The sequence below is a fragment of the Georgenia thermotolerans genome (genome assembly GCF_009193185.1).
Taxonomy (GTDB): Bacteria; Actinomycetota; Actinomycetes; order Actinomycetales; family Actinomycetaceae; genus Georgenia; species Georgenia thermotolerans.
In genome coordinates this window covers 1-20,888 of record NZ_VUKF01000041.1, presented here as the reverse complement: position 1 = coordinate 20,888, position 20,888 = coordinate 1, and the positions used below count along the sequence as shown (strand labels likewise).

The window sequence follows — 20,888 nt, the reverse complement described above, 5'->3', positions numbered from 1 at the left end:
ACACGCCCCGGCCCGCCCCGCCGGGCGGTCCGCTGCCTGGCCGGGCCTACCGGGGCCGGCCCTGGGCGGCCGTCGACGCCGTCGGCCCGCCGCCCGGGCCGCGCAGCAGGTAGGCCGCCCCGACGGCGAGCACCGCGCCGAGCAGCGGCCCGGCGACGTAGAGCCACAGGTCCGTGAACCGCCCCGCGACCAGGGCCGGGCCGATGGACCGGGCGGGGTTCATCGACGCGTCGCTGACGGGGCTCGCCCACAACCCCGCGAGGACGATGTAGCCGCCGACGGCGATGGCGGAGAAGGTGCCGATGTTCTGGGCCCCGGAGGAGGCCCCGAGCACGGTGCTGACCAGGCCGAAGGTGAGCAAGGTCTCGGTGACCAGCGCCTGGGTCACGGTGAAACCGGCTCCCACCGCGGTCGTACCGACGTCGCCCGCCAGGCCGAAGGTCAGGCGCAGCACGCCCGCCGCCGCGACCGCCCCGACGAGCTGGGCGGCGAGGTACCCCGGCACGCGTCGCCAGGGGAAGTCCCTCCGCAGCGCGAACCCCAGCGTCACGGCGGGGTTGAGGTGGGCGCCGGAGGTGGCGCCCATGAACAGGATGACGACCATGACCATGAGCCCTGGCGCCGTGATGGCGGCGCTGCGCCCCACCGCGCCGCCCGAGGCGGCGCCGACCACCTTCCCGCCCGCGGCCACCAGGACGAGGAAGAAGGTGCCGAGCACCTCGGCGAACCACCGGCGCAGGGTGTGCCCGGGCTCGGTGAACTCCCGCGCCTGCTCCTGCTGCGCCTGGGAGAGGGACAGGTGGCGCAGCGCGTCGTCCCGGCCGCCGCGGCCGGCCGGATCACCGCTCACAGCACCGGGTCGTAGGGGTGGTAGCCGGCGGCCAGGTGGACGGCGTCGGGCGCGACCAGGCGCACCTCCGGCCACAGCACGAGCACGCTGCCGGCGTGCCGCCAGGTGAGGAACCTGTTGATGAGGGCCGGGGCGGCCACGGCCCGGCGCTCGTAGCCGAGGAAGGAGCCGCGGCGGCGGGGGCTGACGACCAGGCCGTGGAGCTGGGGGCGGGCGAGCACGCCCTCCGGCGGGCCGTCGAGGACGAAGCGCACGTCGTTGACGTAGCCGATCCGCTCGCCCGCCGCCGTGAGCACCGGCAGCTCGAGGAGGTCACTGAGGAGCATGGCCGCCCCCGGGGATCCGGCGGATGATGTGGTCGCGCACCCATCGCTCCCGCCACGTCGCCTCCAGGCCCTCGCCCGGCACGCCGAGGGAGATGGCGACGTCGACGGAGCTGACGTCCGACCAGGGCACCCGGATCCATCGGTTCTCCGGCGGCCGGCCGCCGAAGATGCGGGTGCCGAGCACGGGCCCGGTCACCAGCGCGGTGACGTGAGGGCGTTCGGCCTCCTTCTCCCGGGTGCGCTCGACGCCCTCGACCTCCAGGTCGTCGACAGTGGTCACCGGGACGTCGTCGACATCGAGCACCTGCCGGTCCAGCAGGTGCAGGCGCGCGTCGAGGACCCGGCCCGCCGGGCGGGGCGGGGCGGGAAGACGCCGCGCGCGCCGGCGCGGGCTCATGCGCCCGCCCCCGTGACGATCATGAGCGGGATGGCGGCGACCGAGGCGAGCACGATGAGGACGAGGAACACCAGACCGAGCGCGTTGGTGAACCGGCCGTTGACGTGGTCGCCCACGTACTGCGGGTCGTTCGCGATGATGAGGATGGGCAGGTAGGTCAGCGGCAGGGCGATGGCGGAGAACACCACGGAGTACTCCGTGACCTTGACCGGGTCGACGCCCGTCATGAGCACCCCGACGCCCACGAGCAGCGTGACGATGACGAGCAGGTGGAAGCGGGCGGCCTCGGTGGGACGGCGGAACTTGCCCCACGACCAGCCGAAGAACTGGGCGACGGTGTACCCGCCGGCCAGCGCAGTCTCGAGCGCGGCGCCGAACGTGGCCGCCACCATCCCGACGATGACGACGGCGAGCGCGAGCTTGCCGCCGGCGAGGGCCACCGGGGCGACCACCTCGGACAGGGAGGTCACCCGGATGCCCCGAGGCAGCAGGACGATGGCCGCGCACACGGCGATGGAGATGGACAGCAGCCCGCCGAGGGGGAAGCCGACGAAGACGTTGAGCCGCTCCTGGCCCAGGTCCCTGACCGACCACCGCTCCTCGACGGCGCCGGAGGAGAAGAAGAAGACCTCGTAGGGCGTCATCGCGGCCCCGAACAGCGCGACGGCGTAGTACCAGTAGGTCGGCACCGGCTCGCCGGCGGGCACGGACGGACGGAGCCCGCTCGCCAGCTCCGACCAGTTCGGGGCGAGCAGGAAGATCGCCACGGCGAAGACGATGAGGGTGAGACCGACGACCCCCGTGACGTTCTCGAGGACGGAGAACTTCACCCGCCAGACCACCAGCCAGACCGCGAAGGCAGCCACCGGGATCCACAGCCGAGGGTGGACGTCGCTGGCCAGCTGCAGGGCGAGCGCGATGCCGCCCACCTCCGCGGTGAGGGTGAGGAGGTTGATGAGGAACGAGGCGGTGAGGTTGGCCAGCGCCATCCGGGGGCTGAGCCGTTCGCGGATGATCTCGAAGGTGGCGCGGCCGCTGACGGCGGCCACCCGCCCCGACATCTCGGCGAAGAGGCAGATGCCGACGACCCCGACCACGACCACCCACACCAGCGAGAGCCCGAACCGCGAGCCGACGACGGCGTTGGTCACCAGGTCCCCGATGTCGACGAAGCCGCCGATCGCGGTGAGGATGCCGAGGGCGAGTCCGAGAAGGCGCTTCATCCGGCCGCCTTCTCGAGGCGGTCGGCGGTGTCCGACAGGGCGCCGGCCCGGGCCTGCAGGTCCGTGACGAGGGCCGGCCCCTCCTCGGCGGGCACGGCGCCGGCCACCAGGGCGCGGGCCTGGTCGATCTCGTCGCCCACCGCGGTGATGGCGCCCGTGACGTCGTCGCGCAGCTTCAGCTCGTCGCCGCCGGCGACCACCTGCTGGCTGGCGGCGTCCTGGGCCGTGGAGACCTGGCGGGCCATGTCGATGAGGGTGACGTCGGCGACGGTGGCCGTCGTGCGGCCGTCGAGGTACAGCTCCAGCCCGAGGGCGGAGCTGGCGGCCGAGGAGGAGGCCTGCGAGGCCGCCTGAGAGAGGTTCCCGGCCAGGCCGCCGGGGGTCGCGCAGCCGCCGAGCAGGCCCGCGGCCGCGAGCAGGGCGGCAGTCGGCCCCGCCGCCCGGGACCGACGGGGCCGCGCGGTGCTCGGGCCCAGGCGGGCCCTGCCCTCCCCGGGCGCCTCGCCCACCGGTACTGCCGCGCCGCAGCCCTCCACGGCGACAGTGTCGCGCCGCCGCCCCGTGCCCGCCCGTCGTGTGGGCTCAAGGATCCCGAGGTGCTCAGGGAACGGTGAAGCGCACGCGCCGGGCGGCGACGTCGGCCTCGGCCAGCCGGGCCTCGACCGGTTCGCCCAGCGGCAGGGTCTCGCCCTCGACCCGGGCGCGCACGGCCGGCTCGCGCAGCACCACGGTGCCGCGGCCGGTGCGCTCGCCGTCGAGATCGACGACGACACCGGCGAACCGCTCCCCCACCCGTCCCTCCAGGACGAGCGCCTCGAGGGCGTCCAGCGCCCCGCGTTCGAAGGCGTTCGCGCGGCGGGTGGTGCTCGTCATGGTCCCTGCGAGACGGGGCAGGGCGTCGAGCACCCAGGCGGGCACGGGCGCGCCGGTGCTGTGGGCGAGGCACACCTCCAGGCCGTAGCGGTCCACGAGCCGGCGCAGCGGCGCGGTCACGTGGGCGTACTCCGCGCCGATGGCGGCGTGGCGGGCCTCGCCCGCCGGGACGTCGGCCGCGTCGGGGGTGCCCGGCGCGCCGAAGGCGAGGTAGCCCGCGCCGCGGAAGAGCGTGGTGGCCTCGGTGAGGAACGCGGCATGCGCCGGCACGCCGGAGTCCAGGCGCCGCAGCAGCTCCCCGTAGGACGTCTCGGCCGGCCAGGGGATCTCCAGGGCGCGGGCGGTGCGGCGCAGCCGGGCGACGTCGCGGGGGTCGGCGGCCGGCAGCGTGCGCACGATGCCCACCCCCGCCGCACGCATCATCCGAGCCGCCGCGATGCCGGTCAGCAGGGAGATCTGGGCGTTCCATCCCTCCACCGGCAGCGTCGCCCGGAAGCGCAGCACGTAGCCGTGGTCGGCCCGGACCGCCTCCTGCTCGGGGATGTCCAGCGAGACCCCGCCGCGGGCCCGCTCGCGCTCCTGGCGCAACCGGCCCACGGTGCGCAGGAGGGCGGGCAGCTCGGCGGGCGCACCGTCTGGCAGGGCGGCCCCGCCGTCGACGGCCGCCTGGACCTCGGCGTAGGTCAGGCGGGCGCGCGAGCGGACCCGGGCGCGCACGACCTCGGCGCCGCGCAGCGCGCCGTCGGGTCCGACGAGCAGGGACCACACGTACGCCGGGCGCTCCTGCCCCTCGAGCAGGCTGGCGGCGCCGGCGCTCAGCGCCGGCGGGTGCAGCGGGTAGGAGCCGGCCGGGCCGTAGACGGTGACGCCGCGCTCGTGCGCCGCCCGGTCGACGGCACCGCCCGGGGCGACGAACGTGGCGAGGGAGGCGATGGCGTACCGGACCAGGAACCCGTCGCCGTCGGCGTCGATGTGGACCGCCTGGTCGAGGTCCCGCGAACCGGGTGGGTCGATGGTGACGAAGGGGACGTCGGTGGCGTCCGCCGACGGCGGCTCGGCCTCGGCCGCCGCCCGTTCGGCCTCGGCGAGCACGTCGGCGGGAAAGCCGGGCGCGATGCCCAGCTCCTCGCGCAGGCCGGTCAGGGCGTGGTGGACCTCGGACGGCGTGGCGGCGGGCAGGCGCAGCTGGCGGCAGGGCACGTCCGCACCCTAGGACCGGCGCGGTCGCCCCGCGTCCGGTGGGCCGGACCCGTCCGGCGTGCCGCCCTCCGTCGTGCCGCCCTCGGTCGTGTGGCTGTCGCTCCCGGGGCCCGCGGCGCCCGCGGCCTCCTCCGCCGCCGGGCCGGTGTCCACCGGGCCGGCCGCCGCGGGGCCGCCCGGTGCCACCGCACCCGGCACGGGCCCACCCGGTGCCGGGCGGGCGCCCGTGCGGGAGGCACGCTGCTCCCACGACCGGCGGTCCAGGAAGACCGCGACGCCGAGACCGGCCAGGGCGCCGGCGGCGCCGAGAGACAGGAAGAGCAGCCAGAACAGGTCCGAACGGGCCAGGTGGTCCGACGGGGAGAGGACGGCGAGGCCGGCCGAGACGACCGCGCCGACGAGGATCCCGGCCAGCACGAAGCGGCCGAAGCGCGGGGCGCGGCGCACGGTGGACCGGTCGACGAGATCGGCCACGCGGTACTCGGGCTCGGCGGCGGGCTCGGTGCCCGCCGACTCGGCGGCAGGAGGCGCGCCGGCCGGAGGCTCGGCGGCGGCGGGCTCGGCGCCGGAAGGCGCCCCGGGCGGAGGCGCGGCGGCGGAGGTCTCCGCCGGGACAGGCTGGTCGGCGGCGGGGGTCTCGCTGGGGACAGGCCGGCCGCCGGCGGGCGCGGCGTGGGCCGGCGGCTGGGCGGGCACCTCGGGCTCGCCGTCGCCCCGGCGGGGGTCGGGGGTGGAGCTGGTCACCGGGCGAACCTACCTGGGTGGCGCACGAGCGGGAGAACCGGGCTCAGGTCCGCGCGGATGCCCGAGGCGTGCACCCGCCCGGAGGCCACGGCCTCCTCCCACGTCAGCACGCCGGTGGCGAGCGCCAGCCAGGTCTCCTGGTCGGTCTCGATGACGTTGGGCGGGGTCCCGCGGGTGTGGCGCGGTCCGGCGATGGCCTGCACGGCACCGGCGGGCGGCACGCGCACCTCGACGCTGTTGCCCGGCGAGCTCACGGCGAGCTCCTCGAGGGTGAAGCGGACGGCGGTGCGCACGACGGTGGCCGGCAGGTCGCCGTCGGCGCCGCCGTCCCGACCGGCGGCCCAGCGGCCCAGGGCGGCCAGCCCGTCGGAGGGATCGATGCGGCGGCGTGGGGGCACGCCACCACGGTAACCCGCGCCGCGGGTGGGGCCGGGCCGGCACCGGCCCGGCCCCACCGAGGAGCGCTACGCCAGCTCGTTGACCCTGTCGGTCCCGGGCGGGGCGATCGGGCCCTGGGTGCGGAGGTAGGCGTTGAGGGCGTCGAGGTCGATGCCCGCGCCGACCCGCAGGGCCGGGTCGATCTCGCGGAAGACCGTGAAGCCGTCGCCGCCGTCGACGAGGAAGTTGTTCACCGTCACCATGTAGGTCGCGGCCGGGTCGATCGGCACCCCGTTGAGCCGCATGTTCGTCACCTCGATGCTGCCCGGGGTGCACACGCGCCCGTCGAGCTGCCGGCTCACGTCGTAGGTGAAGCCGGCGGACACCCCGAGGTGGAGGTAGCGCGGCTGGCACTGCTGGAGCAGGATCCGGTGGAGCTGGTCCCCCGTCATCGGGATGGTGCTCAGCAGGTTGCCGAACGGCTGGACGTTGAACGCCTCGGCGTAGGTGACCACGCCGTCGGTGGTCTCGGCACCGGAGCGGGCGTAGAGCAGGTCGGCGCGCAGGCCGCCAGGGTTCATGAGGGCGATCTGGGCGCCGTTGGCCTGGGTGGCCCGCAGCTGGGAGTCCGCGATCATGTTGCCGAGGTCGGACTCGGCACCGCGGTTGTCCGACCCGCCCGCCTCGTACTGGCGGCGGATGTCGGCGGTGATGCGGCCCACCTCGGAGCTGCCCACCGTGTCGGCCAGGCCCTTCCACTTGTCGATGATCCGGGTCTGCTCGGGCGCCCGCGCGACGTCCTGGGTGACGACGTGGTTGGTGGCCGTGACCGTGTCGCGGCGCACGTCGCCGGTGGTCCGGCTGATGGTGAGGTTGATCTCGGAGACGACCCGGCCGAAGGAGGCGGCGGAGGTGACGCGGCGCGGGACGCCGTCGGGGTCCGGGATGGAGCAGTTGTACGCCTGGTGGGTGTGCCCCGTCAGGAGCACGTCGATCTCGGGGTCGAGGTTCTTGGCGATGTCCACCACCGGCCCGGAGATGCCGGCGCACTGGTCGTAGGTGCCGGTCTGCGCGCCGCCCTCGTGCAGGAGCACGACGATCGCCTCGACGCCCTGCTTCTTGAGCTCGGGCACCAGCGCGTTGGCGGTCTCGACCTCGTCGCGGAACTTCCAGCCCTGGATGCCGGACTGGGCCACGAGGGCGTCGGTGCCCTCGAGGGTCATGCCGATGAAGCCGACCTTGGCGCCCTGGAACTTCTGCACCCAGTAGGGCGGGAGCGGGGTCTTGCCGGTCTGGTCGTTGCGGACGTTGGCCGCGAGCCACTGGAAGTCGGCGCCGGCGTAGGGGGCGTCGGGGAAGTAGCAGCCGTCCACCGGGTGGCACCCGCCGTTCTGCATGCGCAGCAGCTCGGTGACCCCCTCGTCGAACTCGTGGTTGCCGACGCCGGAGACGTCCAGGCCGAGGGCGTTGAGGGACTCCACCGACGGCTCGTCGTGGAAGAGCCCGGAGAGGAACGGCGAGCCGCCGATGAGGTCCCCGGCCGCCACGGTGACCGAGTTGCGGTGCCCCTCGCGCAGCTGGGCGAGGTGGGTGGCCAGGAACTCCGCGCCGCCGGCCGCGGTCGTGCCGATCGTGCCGGGAGTGCCCGACTCGAGATGGCCGTGGTAGTCGTTGAAGGCCAGCAGCTGGACCTCGACGTCGCCGGGGCGGGGCTTGTCGTTCGCCGGTGCGGCGGCCGCGCCGCCGGCGACCAGCGCAACCGAGGCGAGGGCGAGCCCCGCCGTCGCCGCCACCGTTCTCGCGCGCAGACCTCGTCGTCTGGACATGTCGTTCCTCTCGCTCGGGTGGGGCAGACCGTAGCGGCAACCACCCACGCGCGGAAGGAATTCGGGACGGGCAGCGGAGGCAGAGACGCCCCGGCCCCGGGCAGCGCGGTGCTGGCCGGGGCCGGGGCGGTCGTGCGAGGTCAGCGGGCGGCGCGCTCGGCCCACCGTGTCCGGACGTGGTCGGGCACGTTGCCCTGGCCCGGGTGCTCGACGCGGTGGCCGGGCGGGATCCGCCCGTCCACCGCGGCCGGGTAGGCGATCGCGGTGCCGGCGTCGGTGGTGATGACCAGGTCGTCGAACCCGGCCGCGAGCTTCTTCGGGAGCGTGAACGTCACGGTGGCGGTGCCGGTCTCGTCGGTGTTCGGCGTGACGGTCGCGTCCACCGGCGCGGTGGCGAGGACGGAGCCGTCGAGGGAGACGCTCACCGTTGGCGGTGCGGGCTCGGAGGCGGTGAAGGCCAGCGAGGACAGCTCCAGGGTGGCCGGCGCGTCGGCCGTCAGCGCGCCACGGCTGGTCACGCCGACCGAGCGCTGGGCCAGGTCGGGCACCAGGCCGGGGTGGGCCGCGAGGTAGTCGATGAGGCCCTGGACGTCGACGATGCCGGTCTCGGTGAGGTTGGTGCCCTCGGTGAAGACCTCGAACCCGTCCTGGCCGCCGAGGAGGAAGGTGTTGGACGCGACGGTGTAGGTCGCGGCCGGGTCGAGCGGGGCGCCGTCGACGTACACGGCGGTGATGTGCTCGCCGTGGGCGGCCGTGGGGTCGTAGACGTACTCCAGCTCGTCCGACAGGCCCAGGCGCAGCACCGGCCGGGACGCGCCGGGCTGGAACTGCTGCTCGAGCATCGTCACCACCTGGGCCCCGGTGAGGTCGATGGTGCCGATGGTGTTGCCGAAGGGCTGGACGTCGAAGGCCTCCTGATAGGTGACCGTGCCGTCGTCGTCGGCGTCGAGGTCGGCGCGGATGCCGCCGGGGTTGATGATGCCGAAGTCGGCCTCGAGGCCGATCGCGGCGGCGGTGGCCTGGGCGACCTCGCCGAGCAGGTTGCCCAGCGGCGACTCGGCGCCGCGGTTGGCGCCGGTGTCCGCGCCGCTGTTGGTCGCGCGGTCGAAGGCGCCGGCGACCGTGCCGACCGGCTGCCGGCCCAGGACGGCGGCGTCGGCGAGGGCGCGGTCGACGATCCCCTGGACCTCGGCATCGCGCACCGGGCTCTTGGCGTCGATGGCGATGTTGGCGCTCGAGGCGCCGACCACCGCGTCGGTGGTCGGGTCGTAGGTGAGGCTCACGCGCGAGAGGTTGGCGCCGGACGCTCCGCCCTGGATCACCGGGATGTCGCGGTCGTCGAGGTCCACGACGGCGTGGGTGTGCCCGGTGAACAACGCGTCCACGTCGCCGCCCAGCCCGGTGACGAGGGCGTCGGTGGCCCCCTCGTGGACGAGCGCGACGACGACGTCGGCCTCGCCGTTCGCCTCGTCGCCGTCGGAGAGGTCCGCGGCGGCGGCGTTGACGGCGGCCACCTCGTCGGTGAAGGAGATGCCCGCGATGCCGGCGGCGCTGACCAGCTCGGCGGTGGCGTCGGTGACGGCGCCGACGAAGCCGACGGTCACGCCCGAGGGCGAGGTCCACACGTGGGTGGGTGCGAGGTCGGGGCTCTCCCCCTCGACGTTCGCGCCGAGGTAGGCCCAGTGGGCCCGGTCGGCGACGCGCCCGGCGAGGTCGGCGTAGCCGCGGTCGAACTCGTGGTTGCCGACGGCGGAGGCCTCCAGACCCATGGCGTTGAGCACGTCGATGGTCGGGGTGTCCTGCTGGATGGCCGAGGCGTAGGTGGAGCCGCCGATGTTGTCCCCGACCGAGACCAGCACGGTGTCGGGGTTGGCGGCGCGCAGCGCGTCCACCTGGCCGGCCAGTGCCGGGGCCTGGGCGAGGGCGCCGTGGAAGTCGGTGATGCCGAGGATGTCGAGGGTGACGGAGCCGTCGGCGTGAGGGTTCGCGCCGGCGGGCAGGGCGCCGAGGCCGAGGGCGGCGACGGTGACGGCGCACGTCGCGGCGAGCGGGCGCAGGCGCGCCGGGCGGGAGGGATCGCGGGTCATGGGGTCCTCTTGCAGGATGCGGACGAGATCGTTCCGCAGCGTAGGTGCGCGCCGGCGCCGGGGAACGGGAGGACGCGCCCGCTCGCCGGTTGTTCACCCAACCGTGGCCGGGAGGACACCGGAACCGTCCGGTTCTCGTGCCTCACTGAGGCCTGTTACACCAGTGCGGTGACCTCGTTCCCCGGCCGGCACGCCGGACGCATGCCCAGCACCGACGTCACTGCCGAGCGTGCCCGGTGGCGTGCCTTCGCCGTCTGCCTCGGCGCCGGATTCATGACGCTGCTGGACGTCTCGATCGTCAACGTGGCCCTGCCCTCGGTGGAGCGCTCGCTGGCGGCCGGTCCGAGCGAGCTGCAGTGGATCGTGGCGGGCTACACCCTCGCCTTCGGCCTCACCCTGGTGCCGGCCGGCCGGATCGGGGACGTGCTGGGACGGCGCAGCGTCTTCGTCTTCGGGCTCGGCGCGTTCGTCATCGCCTCCGCCGCCTGCGGCCTGGCCGTCAGCCCCGAGATGCTCGCGCTCACCCGGATCGTGCAGGGACTCAGCGCCGGCGTCCTCAACCCCCAGGTCAGCGGCTTCATCCAGCAGCTGTTCAGCGGGCGGGACCGGGCGCGGGCGTTCGGCCTGTTCGGGGCCACCATCGGGGTGTCCACGGCCACGGGCCCGCTGCTCGGCGGCGGGCTGCTGGCGATCTTCGGCGAGGCGGAGGGGTGGCGCTCGGTCTTCCTCGTCAACGTGCCGATCGGGGTGGCGCTCATCGTCCTCGCGCTGCGGCACCTGCCCGGCCCGGCCGAGGCCCGGGCGCCGCGCGCCCGGCTCGGCATCGACGTCGTCGGCCTCGTGCTCGTCGCCGCCAGCGTGCTGTGCGTGATGCTGCCGTTCATCTCCCTCGCCGGCAGCCGCACGGGGGGCACGCCGTGGTGGCTGCTGGGCGTCGCCGTCGTCCTCCTCGCGGTGTTCTGGTGGTGGGAGCGGCGCACCGAGCGCGCCGGGCACAGCCCGGTGCTCTCCGCCGAGCTGACCCACGACCGCAGCTTCACCTTCGGCTCCGCGGTGGGCACCGCCTACTTCGCCGGGTTCACCGGCATCTTCCTCGTCGGCACCCTCTACCTCCAGCTCGGGCTGGGGCTCTCGCCGCTGCAGGCGGGCCTCGTCCAGACGCCGTTCGCGCTCGTCAGCGGCGCCTCGGCCGCGTTGAGCGGGCGTCTCGTGCAGCGCTTCCAGCGCTGGACCATCGTGGTGGGGATCGTGGTGATGTCGGCCGGCGTCGTCGCCGTCGACATCGCCGTGGGCAGCTTCGACGGGACCCGCGCCGCGCTGACGATGGGCGCCTGGCTGGCCCTCGCCGGCCTGGGCAACGGCGCCGTCATCTCCCCGAACCAGACACTCACGTTGCAGGACGTGCCGGTGCGCATGGGCGGCACCGCCGGCGGGGTGCTGCAGACCACCCAGCGCATCGGCGCCGCCGTCGGCATCGCCATCATCAGCTCGGTCTTCTTCGCCACGCTCGCCGCCGACGGCGGCCCGGGGTCGCTCGCGCACGGGTACGGCCCGGCGCTGAACGTCGGGCTGCGCTTCACCCTCGGGCTGTTCGCGATCGCGCTCGTCCTCGCCCTGGCGGACGCCGTGCGGCGCGCCCGGCACCGGCGCACGGCGGGGGTGCCGCCGGCGGCGTGAGGCTCAGCCGCCCAGGTGCTCCTCGACGCGCCGGACCTTCTCGGTGAGCTGGCCGGTGTGGCCGGGGCGGATGTCGGCCTTGATCACGAGGCTGACGCGGGGGCTGACGGCGGCGACGGCCTCGGTGGCGCGCTTGATCACCGCCAGGCACTCGTCCCACTCCCCCTCCACGGTGGTGAACATCGCGGTGGTCTCGTTGGGCAGGCCGGACTCGCGCACGATGCGCACCGCCTCGGCGACGGCGGCGCTCACCGAGCCGTCGGGGGTGTCGGAGACGGTCGGGGCGACGGAGAAGGCGAACAGCATGCGGCCAGCCTACGCACGGCCGCGGGCCCGGCAGCAGCGCTGCCGGGCCCGCGACGGGTGCCGCGCGCGGGCGCGGCCGGGTGGCTCAGAGGATGCCGTGGGCGATGACGGCGTCGGCCACCTTCCGGAAGCCGGCGATGTTGGCGCCCAGCACGTAGTTGCCCGGCTCGTCGTACTCCTCGGCGGTGCAGGCGCACTCGTCGTGGATGCGCTCCATGATGATCTCGAGCTTGGAGGCGACCTTGGCGAAGCTCCACGGGTCGCGGGCGGAGTTCTGCGCCATCTCCAGGGCCGACGTCGCCACGCCGCCGGCGTTGGCCGCCTTGCCCGGGCCGAAGAGCACCCCGGCGTGCTGGAACGCCTCCACGGCGTCGGGCGTGCAGGGCATGTTGGCGCCCTCGGCGACGGCGACCACGCCGTTCTTGATGAGCACCTCGGCCGCGTGGTGGTCGAGCTCGTTCTGGGTGGCGCAGGGCAGCGCGACGGTGCAGGGCACGTCCCAGACCCGGCCGCCCTGGACGAGCCGGGCGCCCGGCCGGCGGTCGACGTAGTCGGAGACGCGCCCGCGCTCGACCTCCTTGACCTGCTGGAGCAGCTCGAGGTCCACCCCGGCCTCGTCGACGACGTAGCCCGAGGAGTCCGAGAAGGTCACCACCTGCGCGCCGAGCTCCTGGGCCTTGGCGATCGCGTAGATCGCCACGTTGCCGGAGCCGGAGACGACCACGCGCTGGCCCTCCATCGCCTGCCCGCGGGTCGAGAGCATGCGGTCGGCGAAGATGACCGCCCCGTAGCCGGTGGCCTCGGTGCGCGCGAGCGAGCCGCCCCAGCCGATGCCCTTGCCGGTCAGCACCCCGCTCTCGTAGCGGTTGGTCAGCCGCTTGTACTGCCCGAAGAGGTAGCCGATCTCGCGGCCGCCGACGCCGATGTCCCCGGCCGGCACGTCGGTCTCGGCGCCGATGTGCCGGAAGAGCTCGGTCATGAACGACTGGCAGAACCGCATGATCTCGCGGTCGCTGCGCCCGTGCGGGTCGAAGTCCGAGCCGCCCTTGCCGCCGCCGATGTCGAGGCCGGTCAGGGCGTTCTTGAAGATCTGCTCGAAGCCGAGGAACTTCACGATGCCCAGGTTGACGCTGGGGTGGAAGCGCAGGCCGCCCTTGTAGGGGCCGAGCGCCGAGCTGAACTGCACCCGGAACCCGCGGTTGACCTGCACGGCGCCCTGGTCGTCGACCCACGGCACCCGGAAGATGATCTGGCGGTCCGGCTCGCAGATGCGCTGGAGCACGGACAGCTCGCGGTACTCCGGGTGCTTGCGCACGACGGGGCCAAGCGTCTCCAGCACCTCGCGGACGGCCTGGTGGAACTCTGGCTCGCCGGGGTTGCGGCGCAGCACCTTGTCGTAGACGTCCTGGAGATCGTCGTGCACGGTGGGGCCTTCCTAAGTCTGGGGTCGGGTGAAGATGTTACGGCCCGTCGGTGGCGGCGTCGTCACGCCCGCAGGGGCGACGGCATGCCGCGCAGCCGGGCGCATCCGCGCCGGTCAGCCATTTCGTCGCGCCGCGGACCCGGGCCGGACGCACGTCCGGTGACGAACGCGACACGTCGCGCCGCAGCTGCCGTCTCGGGACGAGGGTGACGCCTCGCGCAGCACCTGACGTGCGGCGCCACGCGTGACGTCGCGCCCGCGACGGTCAACCGAAGTGCCGAGGCAGGGTCGCTGCCGAGGCCTCCGCCAGCTCCGTCAGGGGCAGGGTGAACGCCCCGGTGACGGTGAGCGCGTCGCCGCCCGTCGTACCGATCCTGGCGACCGGGACCCCGTGCGCGGCGCACAGGTCCACCATCTGGGCCTCGCGGTCGGGCGCCACCGCCACGAGCGCCCGGGCTCCGGTCTCGGCGAACAGCAGCGTGGCGCGGTCGACGCCGTCGCGGCCGGCGACGTCGTCGAGGTCCACGGTCGCGCCCACCCCGTACCGCAGCACGGCGTCGGCGAGGGCCTGGGCCAGGCCGCCGGTGGACAGGTCGTGCGCGGCGCGGGCGAGCCGCTCGGTGCCGGCGGCGACCAGCACCTCGGCCAGGGCCCGCTCGGCGCCCAGGTCCACCCGCGGCGGCCGGCCGCCCAGGTGCTGGTGGACCGTGTCGGCCCAGGCGGACCCGTCCAGCTCGGCGGCGGTGGCGCCGAGCAGGAGCACGGCCTCGCCCTCGCTCGTCCAGCCCGACGGCGTGGCGCGGCGCACGTCGTCGAGCACCCCGAGCACGCCCACGACCGGGGTGGGGTTGATCGAGGAGTCGACGCGGCCGGGCTCGCCGGTGCTGTTGTAGAGGGAGACGTTGCCGCCGGTGACCGGCACGCCGAGCTCCTGGCAGGCGTCGGCCAGGCCGGTGGTGGCCTGGACCAGCTGCCACATGGCGTCCGGGTCCTCCGGGGAGCCGAAGTTGAGGCAGTCGGTGACCGCGAGCGGGCGGGCCCCGACCGTGGCCACGTTGCGGTAGGCCTCCGCGAGGGCCTGCTGGGCGCCGGCGTAGGGGTCGAGCTTGGTGAAGCGGCCGTTGGCGTCGGTGGCCAGGGCCACGCCGAGGTTCGTGGACTCGTCCACCCGGACCACGCCGGCGTCGTCGGGCTGGGCCAGGGCGGTGTTGCCCTGCACGTACCGGTCGTACTGGTCGGTCACCCAGGCCTTGGAGGCCAGGTTCGGGGAGGCGACCAGCGCCAGCACCTGCGCGCGCAGCTCCTCGCCGGTGCCCGGGCGCGGCAGCGCGGCGGCGGTGTCGGCGTTGAGGGCGTCCTGCCAGGCGGGGCGGGCGTAGGGCCGGTCGTACACCGGGCCCTCGTGGGCGACGGTGCGCGGGTCGACGTCGACGATCCGGTGCCCGTGGTGGTCGATGGTCAGCCGGCCGGTGCCGGTAACCTCGCCGATGACGGCGGTCTCGACGTCCCACTTGGCGGTGATGGCGAGGAACTCCTCGAGCTGGTCCGGCCGGACGACGGCCATCATGCGCTCCTGGGACTCGCTCATGAGGATCTCGCCGGCGGTGAGCGTGGGGTCGCGCAGCAGCACCTTCTCGAGGTCGACGTGCATGCCGCCGTCGCCGTTGGAGGCCAGCTCGGAGGTGGCGCAGGAGATGCCGGCGGCCCCCAGGTCCTGGATGCCCTCGACCACCCCGGCGGCGAAGAGCTCCAGGCAGCACTCGATGAGCACCTTCTCCATGAAGGGGTCGCCCACCTGCACGCTGGGCCGCTTGGCCGGCACGCCGTCCTCGAAGGTCTCCGAGGCGAGGATGGAGGCGCCGCCGATGCCGTCGCCGCCGGTGCGGGCGCCGAAGAGGACCACCTTGTTCCCGGCGCCGGAGGCGTTGGCCAGGTGGATGTCCTCGTGGCGCAGCACGCCCAGGCACAGCGCGTTGACCAGCGGGTTGCCCTGGTAGGACGGGTCGAAGTCGACCTCGCCGCCGATGTTGGGCAGCCCCAGGCAGTTGCCGTAGCCGGCCACGCCGGCGACCACGCCGTGGACCACGCGGGCGGTGTCGGGGTGGTCGACGGCGCCGAAGCGCAGCTGGTCCATCACGGCGACCGGGCGGGCGCCCATGGAGATGATGTCGCGCACGATGCCGCCAACGCCGGTGGCCGCGCCCTGGTAGGGCTCGACGAAGCTCGGGTGGTTGTGCGACTCGACCTTGAAGGTCACGGCCCAGCCCTGGCCGATGTCGACGACGCCGGCGTTCTCGCCGATGCCCACCAGCAGGTGCTCGCGCATCGCCTCGGTGGTCTTCTCGCCGAACTGGCGCAGGTGCCGCTTGGAGGACTTGTAGGAGCAGTGCTCGGACCACATCACCGAGTACATGGCGAGCTCGGCGGCGGTGGGGCGCCGGCCGAGGATCTCCACGATGCGGTCGTACTCGTCGGGCTTGAGGCCCAGCTCCCGGTAGGGCAGCTCCACGTCGGGCGTCGCCGCCGCGTGCTCGACGGTGTCCGGCAGGTGCTCGGCCACGCTGGTCATGATTCCTCCGTGCGTCGGGGCCCGTGCTCGCGCCAGGGTAACCCGCGCGAGACCGGGGCTCCGGGGGCGTCCGGCGCAGCGGTGACGTGCGTCATGGGCCCCGCTGCCACGCGGTGCCACGCCCGTCGGTGACAGCCCTGCGCGGCGCCCCTCGGCGGGCCGTTGCGCCGCGCCCCTCCTCGGCGGCGCCCTCCGAATCTTTCGCGCGATCCGCTCTCCGGGGGTTGGATCGGGGGCATGAGGACCGTGGAGGTCTCGGCGGCGCCGCTGGCGGCGCTCGCCGCCGAGCTCGACGAGGTCGCCGCCCGCCGGCTCACCGCCGGGGAGGAGCGCGCGCGGCGGCTCCTGGCCGGGCGCACGGTGTGGAACGTCAGCGCCGCCGAGGGCGGCGGGGTGGGCGAGCTGCTCCGCACGATGCTGCCCTATGCGCGCGACGGCGGGGTGGACGCCCGCTGGCTCGTGCTCGACGGCGACGCGGAGTTCTTCCGGATCGCCGCCCGGCTGCACGCGGTCATGCACGCCGACCCCGGGGACGGCGGCGAGCTGGGGCCCGAGGAGATGGCGCACTACGACCGGGTCCTGGGCGCCAACCTCGAGGAGGTGCGCGAGTCGGTCGCCTCCGGCGACGTCGTCCTCCTGCACGACCCGGCCACCGCCGGGCTGGCGCCGGGGATGCGCCGTCGCGGCGCCCGGGTGATCTGGCGCTGCCACCTCGGCACCGACGCCCCCGACGGGATCCTCGACCGGGCCTGGGCGTTCCTCGAGCCGGCCGTCGCCCAGGCCGACCGGGTGGTGCTCTCCCGGCCGACCTACCGGCCCGGGTTCCTCGAGGCGGACGCCGTGCGGGTCATCGCCCCGTCGGTGGACCCGCTCTCGCCCAAGAACCGCCGGCTCGACCCCACCGCGGTCTCCCGCCTGCTCGCCGACGCCGGCCTGGTGGGCGGCGCAGCCGTGGCGGAGCAGGGCGCGGACGGCGCGGACCGGCCCGCGGAGCCCGCCGACGGCGCCATGCGGGCCGGCGGCCCGGTCCCGCCCGGAGCCCGCACCGTGCTGCAGGTCTCGCGGTGGGACCGGCTCAAGGACATGAGCGGGGTGCTCATCGCCTTCGCCGAGGGGTTCGACGAGCTGCCCGAGGATGTCCACCTGCTGCTGGCCGGTGCCGCCGTCGCCCCGCACGACAGCGCCGCGGCGGACGTGCTCGACGGGTGCCTGGAGATCTGGCAGGGCCTCGAGCCGCAGGTACGGGCCCGCGCGCACGTGGCGTGCCTGCCCACCGGCGACCGGGAGCACAACGCGCTGCTCGTCAACGCCCTGCAGCGCCACGCCGCCGTCGTGGTGCAGAAGAGCCTGGCCGAGGGCTTCGGGCTGACGGTGACCGAGGCGCTGTGGAAGGGCCGGCCGGTGGTGGCCACGGCGGTGGGCGGGATCCAGGACCAGATCACCGACGGCACGAACGGGCTGCTCGTGCCCGACCCCACGGACCTGCACGGGGTGATGACGTGCGTGGCGCGGCTGCTCGCCGAGCCGGCGTTCGCCGAGCGGCTCGGGCAGGCCGCCCACGACCGGGTCCGCCGCGAGTTCCTCAGCGACCGCCACCTGCTGCAGTACGTCGACCTCGTCGACGAGCTCCTCTGACTCCCCCTCCCCGACCACCCGCGAGACGTCAAGTCGGGCGCGAGACGTCAAGTCGGGCGCGAGACGTCAAGTCGGGCGCGAGGCGTCAAGTCGGGCGCGAGACGTCAGAGGCGTCCTCGCCGGCCGGCGCCCGATAGCGTCGCCGCAAACGAACAAGGAGACCCCCGTGCCGCTGCGTTCCATCCTGCTCTTCGCCATCGCCGCCCTCTTCGAGATCGGCGGCGCCTGGCAGGTCTGGCAACGCGTGCGCGAGCACAAGGGGTGGATCTGGGTCGGTGCCGGCGCGATCGCCCTGGGCCTCTACGGGTTCGTCGCCACCCTGCAGCCCGAGGCGAACTTCGGCCGCATCCTCGCCGCCTACGGCGGGGTGTTCGTCGCCGGTTCCCTCGCGTGGGGCGTGCTCGTCGACGGCTTCCGCCCCGACCGGTGGGACGTCATCGGCGCCCTCGTCTGCCTCGCGGGGGTCGCGGTGATCATGTACGCCCCGCGACCGGCCTGAGGCCCGTCGCGAGGTGCTCGCCGGTGGGGGACGGCGATGGCCCCCTAGCCGAAAGCCCAGTACGGCATATCCGTACGCAGTTTTCGGCTAGGGGCCCTCGCGGCTACGCCCCCTGACGAACGGAGTCAGCCGCGGCCACGCTCGCGGTCGACGCGTCCGCCGTGCGGACACGGCGGTTGTGACGCACGTTGAGCATCAGCACCGCGACGAACGGCACCACGGCGCCGACGAGCATCGAGAGCACCATGCCCACCGTGTTCGTGGCGACGAACGGCGCGACCACGGCGGGCAGGTACGCCGTCGCCTCGGCGCCCGTCGCCCCGACGACGAGCCCGCCCAGGGTGGCCGAGCCGAGCGCGACCGCCAGCACCTTGCGGTCGGCGAACATGAACGGGTAGGACGCCTCGACGAAGGTGCCGAAGCCGAAGTTCACCGCGGCGCCGGACGCCGCCAGCGCCCGCTCCCCGGAGCTGCGCGGCCGCACCGCGTTGGCCAGGGTGATGCCCAGGGAGACCATGACCAGGCTGACCATGTCGACGGCGCCGAAGAAGCTGTGCCCCTTCTCGCCCATCTCCAGCAGCACCAGCGGCAGGATCGCGGCGTGGTAGACCCCGCCCATGATCGCCGGCCAGATGACGAGGCCGGCGACGGCGCCGGCGAGCAGCGGGTTGAGGTCGACGAGGAAGCCGATGGCGTCCTTGACGCCCTCCCCCAGCGCCGCCGTCACCGGGGCGAGCGCGAGGAACACCAGCAGCCCGGCCACCAGGCCGGACAGGCCGCCGGCGACGATGTTCGCCGTCGTCACCGGGAAGCGGTGGCCCAGCGTCCAGCGCAGCAGGTAGGACACCCCGGCACCCGCGAGGATGCCGCCGACCAGGCCGCCGATGATGCCGCCGTCGGTGGACAGCACGCCGGCGACGACGCCGGCGACCAGGCCGACCTCGCCGAGCCCGGAGACCCGGCGGGCGGCGACGGCGGCGACGACGACCGGCAGCCCGGCGATCAGGGCGTCGAAGACGGGGGTGAGCGCGCCGAGGCCGGGGACCTTCGACACGGCGAGGACGAGCGCGAGGGCGATGAACGCCGGCAGCGAGCCGACCATGATCCCGCGCACGGAGATGCGCCGCCACGGCGAGCCGGCGGCGGCCGGGGTCTCCGCCGAGCCGAGGGCCGGGCGGTAGCGGTGGCCGAAGTGCCGGGCGAGGCCGGCGATGTAGGAGACGGCCCGGGTGGTGCTCGTCGAGCCGGTCGTGCCCGACGCCGCGACCAGCTGCAGCCCCAGCGCCTGCGCGGCCGCGATCGAGGACCCGCCGGTGCCGGCCGCCGGCAGCTGCGCCGCGACGGCGGCGCCCACCGCGGCGGCGTTGACGCCGGAGGGGTCGGCGCTGACCAGCACGAGGGCGTCGACCTCGCCGCGCCCGACCGCCTCGGCCAGTGCGGCGTCCACCGCGGCGGCCGCCGCGTTGACCTCGGCCAGCGTGCCGCGGGCGGTGACCGTCACCGCGCCGTCGCGCAGCTCGAGCAGCTCGGCCGGGGTGTCCTCGCCGGCGCCGTCCATGGAGGCCCGGGCCGCGACGAGCTGAAGCGTGGTCACCTCGAAGCCGCCCGCGCGGGCCTGGCGGCGGATCTCCTCGACCAGGCGCAGCGGCTCATCCCCGCCGTGGCTGTACAGGTTGCCCCCGCTGCTGCCGACGACGGCGAGTCGCCGGACGGGGGTGCGGAGGTCGGGGGTGGACGCCGGTGCGGGCCGGGGGGCGTCAGGCATGGAGGTGCTCCAGTGAGAAAAGGGGGACCCCTGCAGGGTAAACGGCCCGCGGGTGCCCGCACGGGGCCGGTCCCGAGGGGTGAGCAGCCACGCCGCCCGGCGGCCGGGCGCCCCGGCTAGGTGTACTGACCCGGGACGTTGTGGACACGCCGGGACGGTTTCCCTGAACGGGTGAGGACCTCCGGGTAGGTGTGGAGCTGTCTAGGCATCTGCACCACCACGGAGGTCCTCGTGTCCCACGCTAACGCCCCGCTGACCCCACTGGGCCGTCTGCGCCTAGCCCGGTGCGTCGTGGAGGACGGCTGGCCGCTGCGGCGGGCGGCGGAGCGGTTCAACGTCTCGGTCACCTGCGCCCAGCGGTGGGCCAGGCGCTACCGCGAGGAGGGCGAGGCGGGCCTGGCCGACCGCTCCAGCCGGCCCCGGTCCTGCCCGCACCGCACCCCGGGGCGCACCGAGCGGCGGGTGGTGAACCTGCGGGTGTCCCGGCGCTGGGGACCGCAGCACATCGCCTACCACCTGGGCCTGAACGTCTCCACGGTCCAGCGGATCCTGACCCGCTACGGCTGCCCACCGCTGCGCTGGGTCGACCCGGCCACCGGCGCCCCGATCCGCGCCAGGCGCCGCAAGGTCGTGCGCTACGAGCGCGAGAAGCCCGGGGAGCTGATCCACGTCGACATCAAGAAGCTCGGCCGCATCCCCGACGGCGGCGGGCACCGCGTGCTCGGCCGTGCCGCCGGCGGACGCAACAGCTCCGCGCACCGTGACCAGGGCCGGCCCCGGAAAGTCCCCGGCCGGCCGAACCTGGGCTACGCCTACCTCCACCACGCCCAGGACGACCACTCCCGCCTGGTCTACTCCGAGATCCTGACCGACGAGACCAAGGAGACCGCGGCGGCGTTCATGACCCGGGCCCTGGACCACTTCGCCGCCCGCGGCATCCGCGTCGAGCGGGTCCTGACCGACAACGGCTCGTGCTACCGCTCCAAGATCTTCAACGCCGTCCTGACCGACGCCGACGTCAAGCACAAGTACACGAGGCCCTACCGGCCTCTCTTAACCGGCTAATCCCGGTAGGAGCAGCGGTAGAAACGCCGGATTTCCCGGAGTGTT

Annotated in this window: 17 protein-coding genes and 1 pseudogene; 4 read left to right on the top strand and 14 right to left on the bottom strand. The window is 74.7% G+C overall.

Annotation, left to right across the window (positions count from 1 at the left end):
• Positions 1-46: 46 nt before the first annotated feature.
• The 10 genes from GD970_RS16785 to GD970_RS16740 form a co-directional block, all read right to left on the bottom strand.
• Positions 47-850, bottom strand: coding sequence for an MIP/aquaporin family protein (locus GD970_RS16785; RefSeq protein ID WP_211489770.1), 804 nt, complete (start codon positions 848-850; stop codon positions 47-49).
• Positions 847-1,176, bottom strand: a complete 330-nt coding sequence (locus tag GD970_RS16780; protein WP_152204057.1) for a PRC-barrel domain-containing protein — start codon at positions 1,174-1,176, stop codon at positions 847-849. The genes GD970_RS16785 and GD970_RS16780 overlap by 4 nt, the downstream gene beginning before the upstream one ends.
• Positions 1,163-1,573: a hypothetical protein gene (locus GD970_RS16775; protein WP_152204056.1), complete on the bottom strand. Its 411-nt coding sequence runs from the start codon at positions 1,571-1,573 to the stop codon at positions 1,163-1,165. Before GD970_RS16775 ends, GD970_RS16780 begins: the two co-directional genes overlap by 14 nt.
• Complete coding sequence (locus GD970_RS16770) at positions 1,570-2,796, bottom strand: Nramp family divalent metal transporter (protein ID WP_152204055.1); 1,227 nt, start codon at positions 2,794-2,796, stop codon at positions 1,570-1,572. The genes GD970_RS16775 and GD970_RS16770 overlap by 4 nt, the downstream gene beginning before the upstream one ends.
• On the bottom strand, positions 2,793-3,332 hold the full coding sequence (locus GD970_RS16765; protein ID WP_152204054.1) for a hypothetical protein: 540 nt from the start codon (positions 3,330-3,332) through the stop codon (positions 2,793-2,795). Before GD970_RS16765 ends, GD970_RS16770 begins: the two co-directional genes overlap by 4 nt.
• A 64-nt stretch (positions 3,333-3,396) precedes the next feature.
• The gene (locus GD970_RS16760) at positions 3,397-4,869 is read right to left on the bottom strand and encodes an RNB domain-containing ribonuclease (protein ID WP_152204053.1); all 1,473 of its coding nucleotides are present in this window, start codon (positions 4,867-4,869) and stop codon (positions 3,397-3,399) included.
• A 9-nt stretch (positions 4,870-4,878) separates the two neighbouring features.
• Complete coding sequence (locus GD970_RS16755) at positions 4,879-5,613, bottom strand: hypothetical protein (RefSeq protein ID WP_152204052.1); 735 nt, start codon at positions 5,611-5,613, stop codon at positions 4,879-4,881.
• Positions 5,610-6,011 carry a sterol carrier family protein gene (locus tag GD970_RS16750; RefSeq protein WP_152204051.1) on the bottom strand — a complete coding sequence of 134 codons (402 nt, stop codon included), beginning with the start codon at positions 6,009-6,011 and terminating at the stop codon, positions 5,610-5,612. Before GD970_RS16750 ends, GD970_RS16755 begins: the two co-directional genes overlap by 4 nt.
• Positions 6,012-6,077: 66 nt before the next feature.
• Entirely contained in the window at positions 6,078-7,817 is a 1,740-nt protein-coding gene (locus GD970_RS16745) for a bifunctional metallophosphatase/5'-nucleotidase (protein ID WP_152204050.1), read from the bottom strand.
• A 140-nt stretch (positions 7,818-7,957) separates the two neighbouring features.
• Positions 7,958-9,904, bottom strand: a complete 1,947-nt coding sequence (locus GD970_RS16740) for a bifunctional metallophosphatase/5'-nucleotidase (RefSeq protein ID WP_152204049.1) — start codon at positions 9,902-9,904, stop codon at positions 7,958-7,960.
• Between the two features lie 201 nt (positions 9,905-10,105).
• Here GD970_RS16740 and GD970_RS16735 point away from each other — a divergent pair, with 201 nt between their 5' ends.
• Positions 10,106-11,581, top strand: coding sequence for an MFS transporter (locus GD970_RS16735; protein WP_211489771.1), 1,476 nt, complete (start codon positions 10,106-10,108; stop codon positions 11,579-11,581).
• A 3-nt stretch (positions 11,582-11,584) separates the two neighbouring features.
• On the opposite strand, the gene GD970_RS16730 is transcribed toward GD970_RS16735, so the two are convergent.
• The 3 genes from GD970_RS16730 to purL form a co-directional block, all read right to left on the bottom strand.
• Complete coding sequence (locus GD970_RS16730; RefSeq protein ID WP_152204048.1) at positions 11,585-11,887, bottom strand: thiamine-binding protein; 303 nt, start codon at positions 11,885-11,887, stop codon at positions 11,585-11,587.
• Positions 11,888-11,972: 85 nt separating this feature from the next.
• Positions 11,973-13,310 (bottom strand): NADP-specific glutamate dehydrogenase, encoded by a 1,338-nt coding sequence (gdhA, locus tag GD970_RS16725; RefSeq protein WP_152204047.1) that lies wholly within the window; start codon positions 13,308-13,310, stop codon positions 11,973-11,975.
• A gap of 265 nt (positions 13,311-13,575) precedes the next feature.
• Entirely contained in the window at positions 13,576-15,879 is a 2,304-nt protein-coding gene (gene purL, locus GD970_RS16720; RefSeq protein ID WP_152204046.1) for a phosphoribosylformylglycinamidine synthase subunit PurL, read from the bottom strand.
• A gap of 237 nt (positions 15,880-16,116) precedes the next feature.
• Between purL and GD970_RS16715 the strand changes: the two genes are divergently transcribed.
• Positions 16,117-17,514: a glycosyltransferase gene (locus GD970_RS16715; RefSeq protein WP_152204045.1), complete on the top strand. Its 1,398-nt coding sequence runs from the start codon at positions 16,117-16,119 to the stop codon at positions 17,512-17,514.
• Positions 17,515-17,680: 166 nt separating this feature from the next.
• Positions 17,681-18,013, top strand: coding sequence for a YnfA family protein (locus GD970_RS16710; protein WP_152204044.1), 333 nt, complete (start codon positions 17,681-17,683; stop codon positions 18,011-18,013).
• Positions 18,014-18,116: 103 nt separating this feature from the next.
• Here the strand turns inward: GD970_RS16710 and GD970_RS16705 are convergent, their stop codons facing one another.
• Positions 18,117-19,778 (bottom strand): PTS sugar transporter, encoded by a 1,662-nt coding sequence (locus tag GD970_RS16705; RefSeq protein ID WP_193314974.1) that lies wholly within the window; start codon positions 19,776-19,778, stop codon positions 18,117-18,119.
• 231 nt (positions 19,779-20,009) lie between these two features.
• On the opposite strand from GD970_RS16705, the pseudogene GD970_RS16700 reads away from it, so the two are divergent.
• A pseudogene (locus GD970_RS16700) lies at positions 20,010-20,840 on the top strand (IS481 family transposase); the annotation flags it as partial.
• Positions 20,841-20,888: the final 48 nt, after the last annotated feature.